The 16,944-nt window shown below is 70.7% G+C and carries 18 protein-coding genes; 5 read left to right on the plus strand and 13 right to left on the minus strand.

The annotated features are described in order from the left end of the window. Positions 1 to 20 precede the first annotated feature (20 nt). A complete protein-coding gene (locus ACLNEE_RS03135; protein ID WP_411424247.1) occupies positions 21 to 440 on the minus strand; it encodes a hypothetical protein in 420 nt (139 codons plus the stop codon). Positions 441 to 496: 56 nt separating this feature from the next. On the opposite strand from ACLNEE_RS03135, the gene ACLNEE_RS03140 reads away from it, so the two are divergent. The 3 genes from ACLNEE_RS03140 to ACLNEE_RS03150 all read left to right on the plus strand — a co-directional run bounded on the left by ACLNEE_RS03140 (position 497) and on the right by ACLNEE_RS03150 (position 2,457). Beyond that, complete coding sequence (locus ACLNEE_RS03140; RefSeq protein ID WP_411424248.1) at positions 497 to 1,045, plus strand: SprT family zinc-dependent metalloprotease; 549 nt, start codon at positions 497 to 499, stop codon at positions 1,043 to 1,045. A 157-nt stretch (positions 1,046 to 1,202) separates the two neighbouring features. Then, on the plus strand, positions 1,203 to 1,907 hold the full coding sequence (locus ACLNEE_RS03145; protein WP_411424249.1) for a hypothetical protein: 705 nt from the start codon (positions 1,203 to 1,205) through the stop codon (positions 1,905 to 1,907). Between the two features lie 28 nt (positions 1,908 to 1,935). Then, positions 1,936 to 2,457, plus strand: a complete 522-nt coding sequence (locus ACLNEE_RS03150) for a DUF1269 domain-containing protein (RefSeq protein WP_411424250.1) — start codon at positions 1,936 to 1,938, stop codon at positions 2,455 to 2,457. Here the strand turns inward: ACLNEE_RS03150 and ACLNEE_RS03155 are convergent. After that, complete coding sequence (locus ACLNEE_RS03155) at positions 2,397 to 2,915, minus strand: hypothetical protein (RefSeq protein ID WP_411424251.1); 519 nt, start codon at positions 2,913 to 2,915, stop codon at positions 2,397 to 2,399. The two genes, ACLNEE_RS03150 and ACLNEE_RS03155, sit on opposite strands and share 61 nt — an antisense overlap. A 78-nt stretch (positions 2,916 to 2,993) precedes the next feature. Then, positions 2,994 to 3,611, minus strand: a complete 618-nt coding sequence (locus ACLNEE_RS03160; RefSeq protein ID WP_412006760.1) for a chorismate lyase — start codon at positions 3,609 to 3,611, stop codon at positions 2,994 to 2,996. Between the two features lie 62 nt (positions 3,612 to 3,673). Between ACLNEE_RS03160 and ACLNEE_RS03165 the strand changes: the two genes are divergently transcribed. Further along, on the plus strand, positions 3,674 to 4,801 hold the full coding sequence (locus ACLNEE_RS03165) for a glycosyltransferase family 4 protein (protein ID WP_412006761.1): 1,128 nt from the start codon (positions 3,674 to 3,676) through the stop codon (positions 4,799 to 4,801). A gap of 26 nt (positions 4,802 to 4,827) precedes the next feature. Here the strand turns inward: ACLNEE_RS03165 and ACLNEE_RS03170 are convergent, their stop codons facing one another. The 10 genes from ACLNEE_RS03170 to ACLNEE_RS03215 all read right to left on the minus strand — a co-directional run bounded on the left by ACLNEE_RS03170 (position 4,828) and on the right by ACLNEE_RS03215 (position 15,873). Next, on the minus strand, positions 4,828 to 5,745 hold the full coding sequence (locus tag ACLNEE_RS03170; RefSeq protein WP_411423712.1) for a hypothetical protein: 918 nt from the start codon (positions 5,743 to 5,745) through the stop codon (positions 4,828 to 4,830). Positions 5,746 to 5,841: 96 nt separating this feature from the next. Next, positions 5,842 to 6,270, minus strand: a complete 429-nt coding sequence (locus ACLNEE_RS03175) for a PilZ domain-containing protein (protein WP_411423713.1) — start codon at positions 6,268 to 6,270, stop codon at positions 5,842 to 5,844. Positions 6,271 to 6,473: 203 nt separating this feature from the next. Further along, positions 6,474 to 7,352, minus strand: coding sequence for an S-formylglutathione hydrolase (fghA, locus tag ACLNEE_RS03180; RefSeq protein ID WP_411423714.1), 879 nt, complete (start codon positions 7,350 to 7,352; stop codon positions 6,474 to 6,476). A 14-nt stretch (positions 7,353 to 7,366) separates the two neighbouring features. Further along, positions 7,367 to 8,476 carry an S-(hydroxymethyl)glutathione dehydrogenase/class III alcohol dehydrogenase gene (locus ACLNEE_RS03185; RefSeq protein WP_425625183.1) on the minus strand — a complete coding sequence of 370 codons (1,110 nt, stop codon included), beginning with the start codon at positions 8,474 to 8,476 and terminating at the stop codon, positions 7,367 to 7,369. Between the two features lie 34 nt (positions 8,477 to 8,510). Beyond that, a complete protein-coding gene (gene mnmG / locus ACLNEE_RS03190) occupies positions 8,511 to 10,499 on the minus strand; it encodes a tRNA uridine-5-carboxymethylaminomethyl(34) synthesis enzyme MnmG (protein ID WP_411423716.1) in 1,989 nt (662 codons plus the stop codon). A 9-nt stretch (positions 10,500 to 10,508) separates the two neighbouring features. Then, positions 10,509 to 12,029, minus strand: a complete 1,521-nt coding sequence (locus tag ACLNEE_RS03195; RefSeq protein ID WP_411423717.1) for a glycosyltransferase family 39 protein — start codon at positions 12,027 to 12,029, stop codon at positions 10,509 to 10,511. Then, entirely contained in the window at positions 12,013 to 12,792 is a 780-nt protein-coding gene (locus ACLNEE_RS03200; RefSeq protein ID WP_411423718.1) for a glycosyl transferase, read from the minus strand. Before ACLNEE_RS03200 ends, ACLNEE_RS03195 begins: the two co-directional genes overlap by 17 nt. A 91-nt stretch (positions 12,793 to 12,883) precedes the next feature. Continuing rightward, the gene (dnaB, locus tag ACLNEE_RS03205) at positions 12,884 to 14,299 is read right to left on the minus strand and encodes a replicative DNA helicase (RefSeq protein ID WP_411423719.1); all 1,416 of its coding nucleotides are present in this window, start codon (positions 14,297 to 14,299) and stop codon (positions 12,884 to 12,886) included. A 249-nt stretch (positions 14,300 to 14,548) separates the two neighbouring features. Further along, positions 14,549 to 15,007, minus strand: coding sequence for a 50S ribosomal protein L9 (gene rplI, locus ACLNEE_RS03210; protein WP_411423720.1), 459 nt, complete (start codon positions 15,005 to 15,007; stop codon positions 14,549 to 14,551). A gap of 65 nt (positions 15,008 to 15,072) precedes the next feature. After that, entirely contained in the window at positions 15,073 to 15,873 is an 801-nt protein-coding gene (locus ACLNEE_RS03215) for an acyl-CoA desaturase (protein WP_411423731.1), read from the minus strand. A 751-nt stretch (positions 15,874 to 16,624) separates the two neighbouring features. Here ACLNEE_RS03215 and ACLNEE_RS03220 point away from each other — a divergent pair. Next, positions 16,625 to 16,912: a hypothetical protein gene (locus ACLNEE_RS03220; protein ID WP_411423721.1), complete on the plus strand. Its 288-nt coding sequence runs from the start codon at positions 16,625 to 16,627 to the stop codon at positions 16,910 to 16,912. Positions 16,913 to 16,944 lie beyond the last annotated feature (32 nt).

The raw sequence follows: 16,944 nt of genomic DNA on the forward strand, positions 1-16,944 counted from the left end.
GGCGGCCAGGGGGGCGCAGCTCAGCTGGCCACGGTCTTGATCCGGTCGATGCGCCACTGCTCGTCCACCTTCACGAAGGTGAAGTCGAGCGGCAGCTCCTCCTTGGCGTCGGTGAGCAGCTTCACGGTGAGGATGAGCTGCCCCTCCTGGAGCCGCGGCCGGCCGGACTTGAGGTTGCGGTAGCGGTTGAGCTTCAGGCCCGCCAGGTACTGGATGAACTGCTTGCGGTTCACATGGGTGCGGTAGTTCTTGGTGGTGAGCAGGTAGGCCCCGTCCACCTGACCGCTGGCCACCTGGGTGAAGAACTGCTTGAGCAGCGGATTGATGCCGCGGGCGCTCAGCACCAGCTTCACCGCCGTGATCGTCCAGTAGAGGAGCAGGGCCCCGGCACCGGCCAGCAGGGCCTTGGTGCCGATCTCGCGGGTCAGACCCCAGTCCATAGGCCGCTGAACCTGTGTTGAATGGCCCCAGAGTCTGACTGACCAGGCCCCCCGGCGTGCCCCTCGAGCCCCTGCTGCCCCTCTTCCACCGCCTCAACCGCGAGCATTTCGAGGGCAGCCTTGCCCCCGGTGGCGCTCCCCTGGTGGATCTGCGCTGGAGTGACGGCCGGATGCGGCGCACCGCCGGGCTCTACCGCCGGGGGCGCCACGCCGATGGTCGCCCCCTCTGCGAGATCGTGCTCTCGCGCCCCCTGCTGGAGCCGCTGCCCCAGCAGGCCCTGCTCAGCACCCTCTGCCACGAGATGATCCACGCCTGGACCGACCGGGTGCTGCGGGTCGAGGAGGTGCACGGCCCCTGCTTCCGCGGCCGCATGGCGGCCATCAACGCCGCCCAGGCCGAGTTCACCGTGAGCCTGCGGCACCGCTACCCCCTTCCCGGCGGCGGCACCCCGACCCACCGCTGGCTGGCCCGCTGCCCCCGCTGCGGCATCACCGCCCCCTACCGCCGGCGGGTGCGCGGCCTGGCCTGCCGCGTCTGTTGTGAACGCCACCACGGCGGCAGCTGGCATCCCAGTTGTCTGCTGGAGTTCCTGGAGGCCGCCTAGGGTCACTCCGACCGCAGCCACCCCGTGGGCGTTTTCCTCTGGACTCTGGAATTCGGTGGGGTGGCGATCGCCCTGGTGGGCCTGGGCCGGGAGCGCTGGCTGGCGACCCGGCGCCGCTGACCGCAGCTCGGTAGCGTTGAGTTCCTGAAGGCGCCCGATGCGCGACTCCTGGTCCGACCCTGAGTTCCCCCCTCGCGGGCCGGCTCCCCGCGGGCCGATGGGCCGGGATTCCGGCCGCCCTGGCGGCGATCGCCTGGAGCAGGGGCTGGACAGGCTGGTCTCGGCAGGGCGTCAGCTGGTCGATGGGGTTTCCGGGGCTCGCCCGGGCTCGCGTCCGCCAGCGCGGGGCACCGGCCGTGGAGCCGCCCCACTGCCGCGCCTCAACGAGCTGGGCCGTTGGGTCGAGAACAAGCTCGACTGGATTCTCGAGGACGACGACGACTGGCGTGAGCCCTGGCAGGAGGTCGGGCGGGAGCGCTCGGGACCGGGGGATCCCCGTCCCGAGCCAGCCACTGCGCCGCCAGCGGCCTCGCCTGCGCCCGTCTTCCGAGCGAAGGATGGCCGCCGGCGCCTGGAGGCCATCTCCCGCCGGCCGCCTGCGGGCACGCCTGCCGGCATCTCAGCCGCCCCTGGCCGGCCCCTGCCGCCGGAGCCCGTCGCCGCTCCGGATCCGGTCGCCGCTCCTCCGGATCCGGTCGCTGCAGAGGACCCCTGGCCCGATCCGCAGAGCTTCAGCCTGCCCCGCTGGCAACGCCCGGCGGCGGCTGGTCCGCTGTCCTCGCCCCCGCCCGATGCCCCGTCCAGGCCCGATAGCCGTGGGGCACGGCCCATGCCCCGTTCGAGCCGCCGCCGCTCTCCCTGATTAGCGTTGGACCACCCGAACGTGGTCCATGAGCAGCCTGGTGGTGGTCGGTTTCCCGAAGGTGGAGGAAGCCGAGGAGGTGCGGCGCGAGCTGGTCGACATCCAGCGCGAGCAGCTGATCGCCCTGGAGGATGCCGTCGTGGTGGAGCACGATGCGGAAGGACAGGTGCATCTGCGCCAGGCCCTCAACCTCACCGCCGCCGGGGCTCTCGGCGGCGGCTTCTGGGGGACCCTGGTGGGCCTGCTCTTTCTCAACCCCCTGCTGGGTGCGGCGGTGGGGGCCGGTGTCGGTGCCGCCTCGGGTTCCCTCTCCGACATCGGCATCAACGACGGCTTCATGCGGGAACTCGGCGAGACGCTGCCCCAGGGATCTGCCGCCCTCTGCCTGCTGGTTCGCGAGGCAACCCCCGACCGTGTGATCGAGCGTCTGCGCGCCCACGCCCCCCACGCCAGGCTGCTGCGCACCAACCTGAGCCACACCGACGAGGATCAGCTGAGGGAACTGCTGGATCGGGCCCGCAAGCAGGCAGAAGCACTCCGCCTGGGCTGAGCCCGGCGCAGCGGCACCTGGAAGCCGGTGCCGCGCTCGCGCAGCTCCTGGTTCACCGGACGCACCAGCTCACGCGGGAGCTCCACGGCCATCTCGGCCGCCGAGGTGCTGATCGCCGGCGAACCGTGCACCAGGGCTTCGAGCAGATCGGCCCAGAGCTGGACCAGCCTGTTCTGGCCCATCGGACGGAGGCCTTCCGCCTCCAGCACCCTGCCGCAGCCCTGGCGGCTCCACAGGGCATTGCGGTGCTGGCCGTGGGGGTGGGGCTGCAGGGCCAGCTCGTCGTGGAGGGCCGCGGCTGTGGGGGCGCCGTTGGGTTGCCGCAGGCCCGCATGGGCCAGCAGGCGGCCGCACAGCACGGCTGAGATGCCGTAGAGCCGGCCCAGGTCGGTGAGATTCAGCCAGTCGGCCTGGGCCGTGGGATCGGGGCCAGCGGAGCTGGGGAACTGGGGCACCATGACGCCACCGCGAGAGGTCCCAATGATCCGGACACCATGCAGTGCGTCAATCTGTCAATTGGCGCTCGTATCAACCTGTTACCAAGTTTGCAAACCGATAGGACGGTGGCCATCGCGATCGGTCGCCGGTCCCAGCCAGGTCTCCAGCCGGGGGGAGAAGACCTCGCGGATCACGGTCAGCGGCTGGCCCCCCCGGAAGAAGCGGTAGTGGCGGCTCCAGAAGGGGCCCGGCCGGCCGAAGCGATCCGCCAACCAGGGGGCATCGACCCTGGCCAGGCCATCCACCTCGCGGAACAGCTCGGCCCGCTTGGCGGTCAGGCTGCGCCAGATCGGCTGATCGCGCCGCTGCAGATGTTCCTCGGCCAGCGCCTGGTTCCACCAGCTCTCGGCCCAGGCCAGGGTCTGGTCGCCGCAGCGCAGCCAGACCTGGCGTCGCAGCAGCGGCGAGGCCAGCTCTTCCACTTCGGCCGGTGGATTGGCCCCGTCGTCGTCGGCCCGCCGCTGGGGCGCCATCGCGATGAGCTCGATCTCCACCGGCAGTCCGGTCAGCGACTCGAGATGCCGGGTCGGACTGCCGTCGCCCAGCAGCAGCAGCCGCCAGGGACCGCTGAGCGAGGGGCACACGGAGTCGTGCAGGGTGCCGCCCACCAGGGCCGTTTGCCACAGCAACGTGGGCGATGGGGCGGGGGCTGCCACCGGCATCCAGGTTCGCCAACGGGGCCTGCCTACCCTAGAAATCGCACCGGGTGGCCGCGGCCATGACAGAGGCTGGCCCCGAAGCCGCGATCCCGGCGCCGGGGTTGCCGCCGGTGGTCGTGACCAACCTCCACCGCCGCTACACCGGTGTGTCAGCGACGGTGCGGGCCCTGGTGCCGCTGCAACGCCGGTTTCGCGCCATCGGGCTGCTCGACGGGGGCCACCTCGGTCTCCCTCCCGGCATGGCGGTCGGGGATCTGCTGCGCCAGGGCTGGAGCCGGCCCCGGCCCTGGCGCTGGCGGGTCTGGCATGCGCGTCGGGATCTGGAGATCGTGCTGGGTCTGCTGCTGCGATCCGTGCTGCGCCAGCCGTGGCGGGTGCTGTTCACCTCGGCTGCGCCCAAGCCTCCCGGCGTCGGGCTGCGCTGGCTGATCGGCCGCTGCGATGCCGTGATCGCCACCTCAGGCCGTTCCGCGAGCTTTCTGCCACCCGGACGGGTCACCGCCACCATTCACCATGGCGTCGACACGGCGTACTACACGCCGGGGGATCGCTGGGAGAGCGACCTGCCGGTGGTTTCCGCCGACGGCTCGGGGGGGGCGTACCTGATCGGCTGTTTCGGCCGCATCCGGCCGAGCAAGGGCTGCGACTTGCTGGTGGAGGCCCTGATTGCGCTGCTGCCGAGCCGGCCGCTGTTCTCGGCCATCTTCACGGGTCTGGCACGGCCTTCGGAGCGCGCCTACCTGGACGGGATGCTGGCCCGCATCCGCGCCGCGGGGCTGGAGCACCGCATTCGCTTCCTGGGCGATCTCGATCGCGACACGGTGCGTGGTTGCTACCGCCGCACCCTGCTGTGCGTGGCGGCGTCCCGGCGGGAGGGATTCGGGCTCACCCCCCTGGAGGCCATGGCCTGTGGCTGTGCGGTGCTCACGTCAGGGGCCGGCGTCTGGCCGGAGCTGATCGATGGGGCGGTGGGACGACGCTTCGCTACCGGCAGCCTGGAGTCCCTGACCCATGAGCTGGCCCTGCTGACCGCGGAGCCGGCGGAACTGGTGGCGATGGGACGCCGTGCCCGCCAGCGGGTGCTGGAGCGCCACTCCCTCGCGCGGGAAGCGGCCGCGATCGACGCTGTCTATGCCGGGTTGCTCGGATCCGGGTTGCTCGGATCGGCTCCCGCCCTGCCTGGCTGAGCAGCCCGGTTGGGTCGGAATCCTGCTCAGCTGCCGCTGCTGATGCTCACGCGGCGCTGTTCGCCGCCCCGCTCGATCACAGCCGCATCCCCGCTGGCCGAGCGGAGCCGCCAGCCGCTGCTGCCGATCGATTCGCCCACGGCGGCGCTGGTGGAGGAATTGCCGATCTGGAAGATTGCGGCACCGCCGTGACCCGGTGCCTGCACCACCCCCACGAGTTGGGGTGCTGGGCCCCCGCCCCCACCCGACCCCGATGCCCCGGCCGGGCTGCTGGAGCCGCTGTAGGACCGGCTGGAGCCGCTGGCGGCGGGGGCCGGACTGCCCACCCTGCTGCTCATCGGCACCTTCAGCACGTTGGCGGCGGGTGCTCCGCTGGCTGGAAGGGTGGCCAGTTCCTCCATCCAGGGTTCGGCCGGCGGTGGGGGCGGCAGAGAGGGATCCTCAGCCGTGGCGGCCAGATCTGGCTGGGGCTGCACCGCTGCGCTGGCCTCCGCCGTGGCCGGCCCCATCGAGCGGAGTCGCTCGATCAGCAGCATGTTGCGTTCCTGCCGAATGGCCTGCTGGCTCTGGTTCCAGACGCCCAGGGCCATCAGGCCGATGCCGGCCATCACGGTCACGGTGAGACTGACACTGGCCAGCACCAGGGTGGGCTGGTGGCGGGCCGATGGAGCGGCTGCGGGCCTGCGTGGGAGCGGCTTCTGCCGTGGAGGGGAGCCCGGGGCGGGCGCCGGCGAAGGGGCGACGGCAGTGGCTGGGACGGCCGAGGTGGCGACGGCCGAGGTGGCGACGGCAGTGGCGGGGCGGCTGATCTCGTCGGCTGTCGCCGGGGTGTCGCAGATCTCGACCTCGATGGCGGCCTCCGGCGAGAACACCCGGTTGAGCACCTGCTCCGCCCGCAGTTCCCAGTAGGCCTTGGAGGTGGGAATGCCACGAACCGGCGTCACAGGCCCATCCCCAACGAAGTGGGGCACAAGGTACTCCGATTTCGTCGGGCTGACGAGGGGGCGACGGTTGGCATCTCCGCTCCAGGCTGGTGGTTCTCAGGCGGCCCGTGCGCCGAAGGGCCTCATGGCGCGAGCTCCGGTGCCCTCCAGCAGCCGATCCAGAAAGGTGCCGGAGTGCAGAAGTCCCTCGTAGAAGTGAACACCGAGGAAGGTCTGGGAGCCATCGGGCTGGGACCAGCAGGTGGCGACCGGGATCCGCATCTCGGCGATGCCGATCGCGGGGCGCAGCACCAGCTCGAAGCGACTGCCGCGCAGGAACTCCACGGCGCTGTGGGTCAGCAGGCAGGCGCCCGCGCGGCTCAGATCCCACAGCACCCCATGGTGCTGGGGGTCACCGCCGGCCCAGAGCTCGGTGGTGATGCCTCCCGCCGTCAGGGGGATGATCCGCCGCGGGATGGTCCGTTGGCAGATGCCGGAAGCCGTCGATGGAACGGGCAGCGCCTGACCGGCGGAACGGAATCCCATGGTTATCCCTGCATTGGCGCCTTCTTATCAGTGCTAGACCAACCTGTCCAGGCTGCGCAAATCGCCGGGAGGGCTCCAGCCTGTAGCTGCTGCTACCGGGTGTTCCCAGGGCCCAGGTGCCGTCAGGCCCTAGCCGACCAGCATCATCTTTGCAAAAGTCATCTTCGCAAAAGTCATCGTTACAACAATCATCGTTGCAGGCGTCATCCCAGCAGAGCCTGGGCGTGGTGCTCGAGATGGTCGTCGATGAAGCTGGCGATGCAGAAGTAGCTGTGGTCGTAACCCTCCTGCAGGCGCAGGGTCAGCGGCTGACCGGCGGCGGCGGCGGCGGCGGCCAGCGCCTGGGGATGCAGCTGGGTGTCGAGGAAGGGATCCGCCGTGCCCTGGTCCACCAGGATCGGCAGGGGGGCGCCGCCGGCCTCCGCGCTCCCCCAGGCCAGCCGCCCCGCCGCCAGCAGGCCGGTGGCATCCCATTGCTGCCAGCCCTCGTCCTCCGGACCGAGCAGATGGCCCAGGGCCTTCTGTCCCCAGGGGCAGCGGCTGGGGCTGGCGATCGGGGCGAAGGCGGAGACGGCCCGGTAACGCCCGGGGTGCCGCAGGGCGGCCACCAGGGCCCCGTGACCCCCCATCGAGTGACCACTGATGCTGCGGCGTCCGTTCAGGGGCAGGGCCGCCTCCACGCAGCGGGGCAGCTCTTCCACCACGTAGCTGTGCATGCGGTAGTGGCTGGCCCAGGGGGCCGCGCCGGCATCCACGTAGAACCCGGCGCCGTGTCCGAAATCCCAGCTGCCTTCGGGGTCGTCCGGCACCGCCGCCCCCCGCGGACTGGTGTCCGGCATCACCAGCGCCAGGCCCAGCTCCGCGGCCCGTCGCTGGGCGCCGGCCTTCTGGCTGAAGTTCTCATCCGTGCAGGTCAGGCCGGACAGCCAGTACAGGGCTGGAACCACTTCACCGTCCAGGGCTGCCGGCGGCAGGAACACCCCGAACACCATGCTGCAGCCCAGCTCCCGCGCCTGGTGGCGGTAGCGGCGCTGGGATCCGCCGAAACAGCGGCTGTCGCTGAGCAGTTCGAGCTGGGACACGGATCAGGACCGGTTCAGAAGTGGATCACGCTGCGGATGCTGCTCCCCTCGTGCATCAGTTCGAAGGCCCGGTTGATGTCCTCCAGGCCCATCGTGTGGGTGATGAAGGTCTCCAGCGGGATCTCTCCCCGCTGGGCCTTCTCCACATACAGCGGCAGTTCCGTGCGCCCCCGCACCCCCCCGAAGGCCGACCCGCGCCAGACCCGCCCGGTCACCAGCTGGAAGGGGCGGGTGCTGATCTCCTGGCCGGCCCCGGCCACCCCGATGATCGTGGATTCACCCCAGCCCTTGTGGCAGGCCTCCAGGGCCGCCCGCATCACATCGACGTTGCCGATGCACTCGAAGGAATAGTCCACGCCGCCATCGGTCAGATCGATCAGCACCTGCTGGATCGGCGCGTCGTGGTCGCGGGGGTTGATGCACTCCGTGGCGCCCAGCTGGCGGGCGATGGCGAACTTGGCCGGATTCAGGTCGATGCCGATGATCCGCGACGCCCCGGCCATCACCGCGCCGATCACCACCGCCAGGCCGATGCCCCCCAGGCCGAAGACGGCCACCGTGCTGCCGGGCTCCACCTTGGCGGTGTTGAGCACGGCACCGATGCCGGTCGTCACCCCGCAGCCCAGCAGGCACACCTGCTCCAAAGGCGCTTCCTTGCTGATCTTCGCCACCGCGATCTCCGGCAGCACGGTGTACTCCGAGAAGGTGGAGGTGCCCATGTAGTGGTGCAGCATCCGGCCGTCCCTGGAGAAGCGGCTGGTGCCATCGGGCATCACCCCCCGCCCCTGGGTGGCGCGGATCGCCTGGCAGAGGTTGGTCTTGCCCGACAGGCAGAACGTGCAGCGACGGCACTCCGGCGTGTACAGGGGAATCACGTGGTCGCCCACGGCCACCGAGCTGACGCCCTCGCCCACGGCCTCCACGATGGCGCCGCCCTCGTGGCCCAGGATCGCCGGAAACAACCCCTCCGGGTCGGCCCCCGAGAGGGTGTAAGCGTCGGTGTGGCAGACCCCGGTGGCCACAACCCTGAGCAGCACCTCACCCGCCTGGGGTGGGGCCACATCCACCTCCGTGACCTCCAGGGGCTGGCCGGGGCCCCAGGCCACGGCGGCTCGGCTGCGGATCATCCCTTCGGCGCGGTTCCCGCCATCCTGACGCTCACCCGGCCGTCCCCACCGCGGGCAGCGGCCGCCGCCGCTTCTGCAGTTCGAGCCAGAGCATCAGCGCCGTGATGTCGGCGGGGCTCACGCCGGGCACCCGGGAGGCCTGGCCCAGGGTGTGGGGTTGGACCGCCGTGAGCTTCTCGCGGGCTTCGCGGGAGAGCGTGCCGATGGCGGCGTAGTCCAGGCCTGGCGGGAGGGGCCGCTGCGCCTGTTTCCTCACCTGATCGACCTGCTGCTGCTGACGGGCCAGGTAGCCGCTGTACTTGATGTCGATCTCGGCCGCTTCGCGCACGTCTCTCGGCAGGGCGGGGTCCGCCAGACCGTGGGCCACCAGATCGTCGCTGTGGAAGCCCGGCCGGCGCAGCAGCTCGGCCAGGGTGATCGAGCCCTTGATGGCGGCCTGGGTCGCCGCCACGATGGCGCTGGCGGCGGCGTCGCTGGCCTTGAGACGCACGGTCTCCAGGCGGCGTTTTTCGGCGTCGATGGCCTCCTGCTTGCGGCTGAAGATCTCCCAGCGGCGCGGCTCGATCAGGCCCAGTTCGTGGCCCAGGGGCGTGAGCCGGCGGTCGGCGTTGTCACCCCGCAGCACCAGGCGGTATTCGCTGCGGCTGGTGAGCACCCGGTAGGGCTCGCGTAGATCCTTGGTGACCAGATCGTCGATCAGCGTGCCGATGTAGCTGCCCTCACGGGGGAAGTGCACCGGCGCCTCGCCCCGGACCTGTCGGGCTGCATTGAGCCCCGCCACGAGCCCCTGGGCGGCCGCCTCCTCGTAGCCCGTGGTGCCGTTGAGCTGGCCGGCGCTGAACAGTCCCGCGATCCGTTTCGTCTCCAGCGAGGGCTTCAGCTGGGTCGCCGGCAGGTAGTCGTAGTCCACGGCGTAGGCCGGCCGCAGCATCACGCAGTGCTCCAGGCCCGGCAGGGTGCGCAGCAGTTCGAGCTGCAGCCGCTCCGGCAGGCCCGTGGAAAAGCCCTGCACGTAGATCTCCGGGGTGTCGCGACCCTCCGGTTCCAGGAAGATCTGGTGGCTCTCCTTGTCGGCGAAGCGCACGATCTTGTCTTCGATCGAAGGGCAGTAGCGGGGCCCTTTGCTGTCGATGAAGCCGCCGTAGATCGGCGTGAGGTGGAGGTTGTCGCGGATCAGCTGGTGGGTGGCCGCGGTGGTGCGGGTGATGTGGCAGCTCATCGGTTCGCTGCTCACCCAGGCCGCCGGATCGAAGGAGAAGTAGCGCCCTTCGGCGTCGCTGGGCTGCTCCTCCAGCCGGTCGAGCGCGAGGCTGCGCCGATCCACCCTGGCGGGAGTGCCGGTCTTGAGCCGGTCGGTCTGGAACCCGAGGCCCTCCAGGGCCTCGGTGAGCCCGACGGCGGCCTGTTCGCCGGCGCGGCCGGCGCTCATCGACTGGTTGCCCACCCAGATCCGGCCCCCCAGGAAGGTGCCGGTGGTGAGGATGACGGCCCGGGCGGCATAGAGGCTGCCGAAATAGGTGCGAACCCCGGTGATCCGGCCGGCCGGACCCTGGCCTGGTTCCCAGCCGGCGCCGCCGCCATCGGTCTCACCCTCCACCTCCAGACCGGTCACCATCGCCTCGCGCAGGGCCAGGTTCGGGGTGTGCTGCAGCAGCTGGAGCATCTGCCGGGCGTATAGCCGCTTGTCGGTCTGGGCGCGCAGGGCCCACACGGCCGGGCCGCGGCTGGCGTTGAGCACCCGCTTCTGCAGGGCCGTGGCATCCGCCAGCCGGCCGATCACGCCGCCGAGCGCATCCACCTCATGCACCAGTTGGCTCTTCGCCGGGCCACCGACGGCCGGGTTGCAGGGCTGCCAGGCGATGCGGTCGAGGTTGAGCGTGAACAGGGCCGTGCTCAGGCCCAGCCGGGCCGCGGTGATCGCCGCCTCGCATCCGGCGTGACCACCTCCCACGACGATGACATCGAACGTTTCGGTTGCGCCGCCGCTGCCCGGGTCGGCGGCAGGAGTTGACCAGGCCATCCGCAGATCCTATTCAGGCTGCTTCGCGCCGATCCAGGCATAGCGGATCGTGTAGGCCTCTGGCGTCCCCCACCCCCAGAGCGGTGGCGCGGACACCGGCTGCAGCTCCCCGGCCCGGAGGGTCCGGCCGAAGCGGGTCTGCAGCAGCGTCGTGAGTTCCTCCGCCCGGTGGTTGGGGTCGACCAGCACCAGCACCCGGGCGTCCTGGCCGGTGTGGCGCCCATCGCCCGCCGCGATCGTCACTTTGGGGGTCAGCACCGGCGTCGCCTCGAACACCTGGCGGGCGTTCCCCCCCAGGAAGGTACCGCTGGCCACGATCCAGTCGGGGCGGCCCTGCTCCCGCTGCACTTGCGCCAGCAGCGGCAGCAGGGGCGCGGTGCGGCTGTCGTTGCGGCCGGTGAGCCCCGCCAGGACCGTGCGGCCCGGCAGCAGCAGGGATGTGGCGGTGGCGGCCACCACGGCGGCCGCCACCAGGGCGCGCTGGCGGCGCCGATCCAGCGCTCCGGCCAGCACCGCCACACTCACCGGCGCGTAGAAGAGGAGGGGCTGATACCAGCGGTCCTTGATGCGGCTGGCCCCCGTTGCCAGCACGAAGGCCAGCAGCACCGCCGCCAGGCAGAGGGGCAGGCGCAGCAACAGCCGGGCACGCTGCGATCGCCCCCCGCCGATGGCCGCCGATGGCTGCTCCTCCCCGGCGGAGGAACTTCGCCACAGCACGGCCACGGCGGCGAGCCAGAACGGGCTCAGGAAGGCCAGGGCGGCGGCGGCGGCGCTGAGCAGGCCCCTGGGCCGGCTGGCGAGCCCCCCCTCCAGTTCCAGTTTCTCCAGGCCCCCCAGGGACAGCGGGGCATGGTCCACCACCCACTGGAGGTGCGGGAGCACCAGCGCCGCCGGGATGGCCAGGCTCAGGATCAGCCGGGGCCTCAGCAGCACCCGGCGGAAGGACGGCAGGCTGAGGGCTGCCAGCACCAGGCTGGCGAGGAAGAGGCCGTAGCTGTATTTGCTGAGCAGGCCGGCCGCAGCCAGCAGGCCGAGCCCGGCGTAGCCGGTCGCGGTGGGTTGCCGTTGCAGCCGCAGCAGCTGCAGCAGGGTCAGGGCCGCCACGCTGGTGGCCAGCACCGAGTGGGTGAGATCCCGCTGCGACTCCCAGATGAGCTGGGGAATCAGGGCCAGGCCGCTGACGGCGATCAGCTGCTGCCGAGCGCTGAACGCCAGCTCCCGTCCGACCCCCAGCAGGGCGGCCACCAGCAGGCTGAGCAGCCCCACCTTCAGGCCCAGCAGGGGCCACAGCGCCGGCCCCGTGACCAGGAACACCAGCTTGACCAGATAGGTGTAAAGCGGGGGCTGGGGCCCGTAGCCCAGCTGCCAGCTCTGGCTCAGCAGCAGTTGTTCCGCCTGATCGCGATCCGCCGTTCCCGACACCAGACCCTGGCTGATGGCATTGAGCAGCAACCAGGCGGTGCAGATCAGCCATAGCCGCCGTTCACCCCCTCCCTCGCGGCCCGTGCGGGGCTCAGTCCTTCCAGGCATCGCCGATCCAGCGAACGGGCATCACGAAGTGACGCAGCTGCTCCCAGGGGTGGGGGCTGGCCAGGGCGGCGGCGATGTGGCGGCGGCGCCCCCGGTAGGGCGGGCTGTCCGCTTCCCAGCGACCCGCCACCACCTCCGCCGGATTCGGCCCTCCCGGGAAGGTCACGATGCGGGCCCGGCGGGGCTGCGGTGCCGGCCGCAGATACCGCAGCGGCAGGGGCCCCAGGCAGTGGAGGCGGAAGTGGCGATTCCAGCCCCGGGGCCAGAACTGCAGGTCACTTCCCACGCAGTGGGTGACGTAGTGCTGCTCGTACTGGAAGCGGTCGGCGATGGCCTGGGGATCGGCCTGGAACCGCTCCAGGATCTCCGGCCGGGAGCCGATCAGGAAGCGGAAGACAGAGGTCTGGCCGAGGCCGCTGAGGGGCTTGGACCAGTTCCGCTCCAGGATCACCGCATCCCGGGCCCCCAGCGTGAAGTAGCCATCGAGGGAGCCGATGATCACCGAGTCCAGATCCACGAACAGGGCCGGACCCGACAGGCCGTGCAGATCCCGGTTCCAGAGACTGAGCTTGCGCCACTTGCCGCGGGAGCGCTGGGGGAGCTCGCAGTTCAGCGGCGGCAGCGGCAGGCACTCGATCTCGGGGCGGATGCCGTCGGTGTCGTCGGTGAAACAGATCACCCGAAACGGGCAGCTGAGATGGCGGGCGACCATCCCGTGGAGCCGGTTCACATAGTCGGGGCCGTACTTCCGCCCCCATTTCATGGACAAAACCTGCCTGACCTCACCCTCCGCGCCCGCTGCCTGGCTGCCCAACCCCAACTGTCACTGGTGTGGGCGAAAGCCTAGGGCGACCTCAGGCCGCCAGGTTTCGGAAGCGCGTGAACTGGGGCTCGAACAACAGTTTCACGGTGCCGACCGGGCCGTTGCGGTGCTTGGTCACGATCACCTCGGTGATGCCCCGGTCCGGAGTCTCGGGGTTGTAGTACTCGTCGCGGTAGATCATCAGCACCAGGTCGGCATCCTGCTCGATCGATCCCGATTCCCGCAGATCACTGAGCATCGGCCGCTTGTTGGTGCGCGATTCCACCCCCCGGCTGAGCTGGGAGAGGGCCATCACCGGCACGTTGAGTTCGCGGGCCATGCCTTTGAGGCCGCGGGTGATCCGGGAGAGCTCCTGCACCCGGTTGTCAGGGGTGGACCCCTCCATCAGCTGCAGGTAGTCGATCACGACCAGTCCGAGTTCCTTGCCGGTTTCGGCCATCAGCCGCCGGCAGAGTGAGCGCATCTCCAGCACGCCGGCGTTCGGTTTGTCATCGATGAAGAGCGGAAGCTGGCCAAGGCTGTTGATCCCCTGCCCCAGCAGCGGCCATTCCTCCTGCTGCAGCCGGCCCGTGCGCAGGCGGCCGCTCTCGATGCCCACCTCCATCGACAGCAGGCGGTAGGTGAGCTGCTCCTTGCTCATCTCCAGGGAGAACACGCACACCGGCAGCTGGTGCAGCTGGGCCACGTTCTTGGCGATGTTGAGCACGATCGAGGTCTTGCCCATGGCCGGCCGGCCGGCCACGATGATCAGGTCACTGCGCTGCAGTCCCTGGGTGATGGCGTCCAGGTCGTAGAAGTTGACCGGGATCCCCGCCACCGAGGTGCCGAGCGAGCGGCTCTCGATCTCGTTGAAGGTGCTGGTGAGAATCTCGGCGGTGGGGGTGAGCCCGACGGAGGGCTTCTCCTGGCTGATGGCGAAGATCTGCTGCTCGGCCTCATCGAGCACCTGCTCCATGGGCTTGCTCTGGTCGAAGCCCAGCCGGATCACCTCGTTGCCGGAGCGGATCAGCTGGCGGCGCAGGAACTTGTCCATCACCAGGCGGGCCACCTGGTCGATCGAGGCCGTCGAGATCGTGCGCTCCACCAGCTCCACCAGCCGGCCGCTCCCCCCCACCTTCTCGAGGGCCCCGGTGTCCGCCAGCCAGGCGGTCATGGCGGTGAGGTCGGTGGGCTTGCCCTGGCTGTGCAGCATCAGGGCCGTGCGGTAGATCTCGCGGTGGGCTCCGAGGTAGAAGGCCTCCGGCTGCAGCAGGTCGGCCACTCGGCTGATGGCATCCGGGTCCAGCAGGATGCCGCCCAGCACGGCCTCCTCGGCCTCCAGGTTCTGGGGGGGGACGGAGTCGGGCAGCGCTTCGAAGCTGGCCTCCTCCCGGGGCCTGCTGCGTCGGGAGGCTGGGCGGGGGGGGTCGCCCTCAGGATCCAGGTTCGTCAGAGGAATGCTCACCATCGCTCCAGGTTCGCTTGGGTGCAGGCAGGATCCCGGGCGGGGCTGACGGAGGGGACCGCCATTCTGCAGCCATCGCCTCCGTCGTCGGGTTCCGGCGGCCGGGGTGGGTGGGGCGGGGTCCCAAGCAAACGCCCCGGGGCCGGAGAACCGGCGACCGGGGCGTGGGCCAGGGTGGCTTGAGGGGGAGGCGAGCAGGCCGGGACAGCCGCCCTGGCCCTGGGTCAGTGGCTCAACTTCAGTGGCTCAACTTCAGTGGCTGACCACTTCGAGGTTGATCTCGGCCACCACCTCGGGGTGGAGCTTGACCTGCACCTTGTAGGTGCCGGTGCGGTGGATCTCGGGCACGGTGATGTCGCGGCGGTCCACATCTTTCTTGGTGGCGGCCTCGATGGCTTCGGCCACATCACCGTTGGTCACGGTGCCGAACAGCACATCGTCACCGCCGGTCTGCTTCTTGACCGTGAAGCGGCCGATCGTGGCCAGGGCGGTGCGGAGGGCCTCGGCCTCAGCCCGGAGGGCGGCCTGGCGCTCGGCTTCCTTGGCCCGGCGGGCCTCCACCTGCCGCAGCACGGCCGGGGTGAGAGGCACCGCCTTGCCGGTGGGCAGCAGGAAGTTCCGGGCATAGCCCGGAGCCACCTCCACCAGGTCCCCATCCTTCCCCAGGCTGAGGACGTCTTCGCTGAGAACGACTTGTACGCGCTTGGCCATGGGGAATTTACGGGTGTCTGATCACGTGCCGATCGGCCACTCTACGGGACCAGGTGGGGCCTGGTTCAGCGACTCCGCCGGGAGCCCCGGGCGGCGCCGGCGGGGACGCGGACCTGGGTGGCCAGCCCGAGCCGGCGCATCAGGCGGATGTGCTGCCAGGTGAGGTCGATCTGGCGGCCGAAACCCTGGCGTGCCGAATGGGGGAAGGCGTGGTGGTTGTTGTGCCAGCCCTCACCGAAGGTGAGCGCCGCCACCCAGGGGTTGTTGCGGGAATGGTCGCCACTGTCATGGGCGCTGCGTCCCCAGCAGTGGGTCGCCGAATTGACCAGCCAGGTGCAGTGGTAGACCACCACGAGACGGAGCGGAATGCCCCAGAGCACCAGGGCCCAGCCGCCGGCGCCGGTGACGGTGCCGATCCAGAAGAGCAGCCCGGCCAGGGGCAGCTGCAGCACCAGGAACCAGTTGTTCAGCCAGCGGTAGTAGGGATCCTTGGCCAGATCCCCGGTCAGCCTCGGGACCGCGCCCATGGCCGGGATGGTCTGGAACATCCAGCCCATGTGGCTCCACCAGAAGCCCTTGAGGCTGCTGTGGTGGTCGAGCTCCGTGTCGGAGAACTTGTGGTGGTGGCGGTGCAGGCCCACCCAGTCGATCGGACCGTGCTGGCAGCTGAGGGCGCCGCAGGTGGCGAAGAAGCGCTCCAGCCAGGTGGGAACGCGGAAGGAGCGATGGCTGAGCAGCCGGTGGTACCCGGTCGTCACCCCCAGGCACGCCGTGACCCAGTAGAGGACGAGGAAGCTGGCCACCGCCGGCAGGCTCCAGAAACGGGGCAGCAGCGCCACGGCGGCGAGCACGTGGATCGCCACCATGAAGCCCACCGTGCCCCAGCGGGTGCCCCGCTTGATCTGGGGGTGGGGTTCGCCGGCCCGGGGCTGGTGCAGCGCAGCGGCGCGGCGGATGCCGTTGGCGCCCCTGTTGATGGTGGCGGGCTGGCGTGTGTTGCGGGCCGTGAGGCGCGCCCCCGCCTGGGTGGGGTATGTGGCGGTCATAACGGACCGGCTCCTGATCAATCGGTACGATAGTAGCAATACGAATTCAGATCGCAAGGCATCTTCGTGGGTTATCGGGATGATCTCGCGACGGGGCGGGTGGCGTTTGCCCACCTGATCCGCGTCTGGCACGGCCGCAACGGCTGGAGCCATCGGGTGCTGCCGGCGCTGGCGGAGGCCCTTGATCTCGGCCGGGTGCACAACTCCCAGCTCTCGATGCTCCGCAACGGCAAGCTGGCCTCGCCGGGCCCGGAGGTGTTCCTGGCCCTGGGCCGCATCAACCAGCTGCTGGCCACCGAGGTGCTGGGGGGCGCGCTGTCGCCGGCGCTCCGGGAGCGGCTGTCCGGCCATCCCGAGCTGATCGCCGATCTCGAGGCCTCGGCCCTGCCGGTGCAGGACCAGGGGGAGCCCGTGCTCGGTCCCGGCGAGTTGCTCGAAGTGTTCGTGGGGCTGCGCCAGCCCCCCCCCCGCCTTCGATCTGCGCATCGCCGAAGCCGAATCCCGGGCCCTCAGCGCGGCCCTGGCCGATCTGCTCACCGCGGGGCGCCCCTGGCGGCTCTGCCGGGATCAGGTGCTGGCGGCCTATCCGGTGGCCAAGCGCCAGCGCCGGGAGCGTTTCGCCGAAGTGATGGCGGGGCAGCGCGACTACGCGGCCACCGAACTGGACAACGAGCTCCCGGATCTCCGCCGCACCCTGGCGGCCCTCGGCGGCCTCGACGAGCAGCGGCTCGGACCCGACCAGTTCCTCGAACTGCTGCGCCGCCGCGCCCGGGAGCTCGGCGCGCTGGTGGAGCCCCCGGCCCGCGATGCCCTCAGCGAGGCGATCCGCGCCGAGCTCGGCGGACTCTGGGACGGCTGAGCGCCAAACCTGCCTGGGGCACCTCGCGCTCC

It is taken from the genome of Aphanothece stagnina RSMan2012 (genome assembly GCF_046764815.1).
GTDB lineage: Bacteria > Cyanobacteriota > Cyanobacteriia > PCC-6307 > Cyanobiaceae > NIES-981.

What these genes read in the sequence shown, in the direction of transcription:
- ACLNEE_RS03135 (WP_411424247.1), bottom strand. Translation starts at nt 440, where the DNA reads ATGGACTGGGGTCTGACCCGCGAGATCGGCACCAAGGCCCTGCTGGCC.
- ACLNEE_RS03145 (WP_411424249.1), top strand. Translation starts at nt 1,203, where the DNA reads ATGCGCGACTCCTGGTCCGACCCTGAGTTCCCCCCTCGCGGGCCGGCT.
- ACLNEE_RS03150 (WP_411424250.1), top strand. Translation starts at nt 1,936, where the DNA reads ATGAGCAGCCTGGTGGTGGTCGGTTTCCCGAAGGTGGAGGAAGCCGAG.
- ACLNEE_RS03155 (WP_411424251.1), bottom strand. Translation starts at nt 2,915, where the DNA reads ATGGTGCCCCAGTTCCCCAGCTCCGCTGGCCCCGATCCCACGGCCCAG.
- ACLNEE_RS03165 (WP_412006761.1), top strand. Translation starts at nt 3,674, where the DNA reads ATGACAGAGGCTGGCCCCGAAGCCGCGATCCCGGCGCCGGGGTTGCCG.
- ACLNEE_RS03175 (WP_411423713.1), bottom strand. Translation starts at nt 6,270, where the DNA reads ATGGGATTCCGTTCCGCCGGTCAGGCGCTGCCCGTTCCATCGACGGCT.
- mnmG (WP_411423716.1), bottom strand. Translation starts at nt 10,499, where the DNA reads ATGGCCTGGTCAACTCCTGCCGCCGACCCGGGCAGCGGCGGCGCAACC.
- ACLNEE_RS03195 (WP_411423717.1), bottom strand. Translation starts at nt 12,029, where the DNA reads ATGCCTGGAAGGACTGAGCCCCGCACGGGCCGCGAGGGAGGGGGTGAA.
- ACLNEE_RS03200 (WP_411423718.1), bottom strand. Translation starts at nt 12,792, where the DNA reads ATGAAATGGGGGCGGAAGTACGGCCCCGACTATGTGAACCGGCTCCAC.
- dnaB (WP_411423719.1), bottom strand. Translation starts at nt 14,299, where the DNA reads ATGGTGAGCATTCCTCTGACGAACCTGGATCCTGAGGGCGACCCCCCC.
- rplI (WP_411423720.1), bottom strand. Translation starts at nt 15,007, where the DNA reads ATGGCCAAGCGCGTACAAGTCGTTCTCAGCGAAGACGTCCTCAGCCTG.
- ACLNEE_RS03215 (WP_411423731.1), bottom strand. Translation starts at nt 15,873, where the DNA reads ATGGTGGCGATCCACGTGCTCGCCGCCGTGGCGCTGCTGCCCCGTTTC.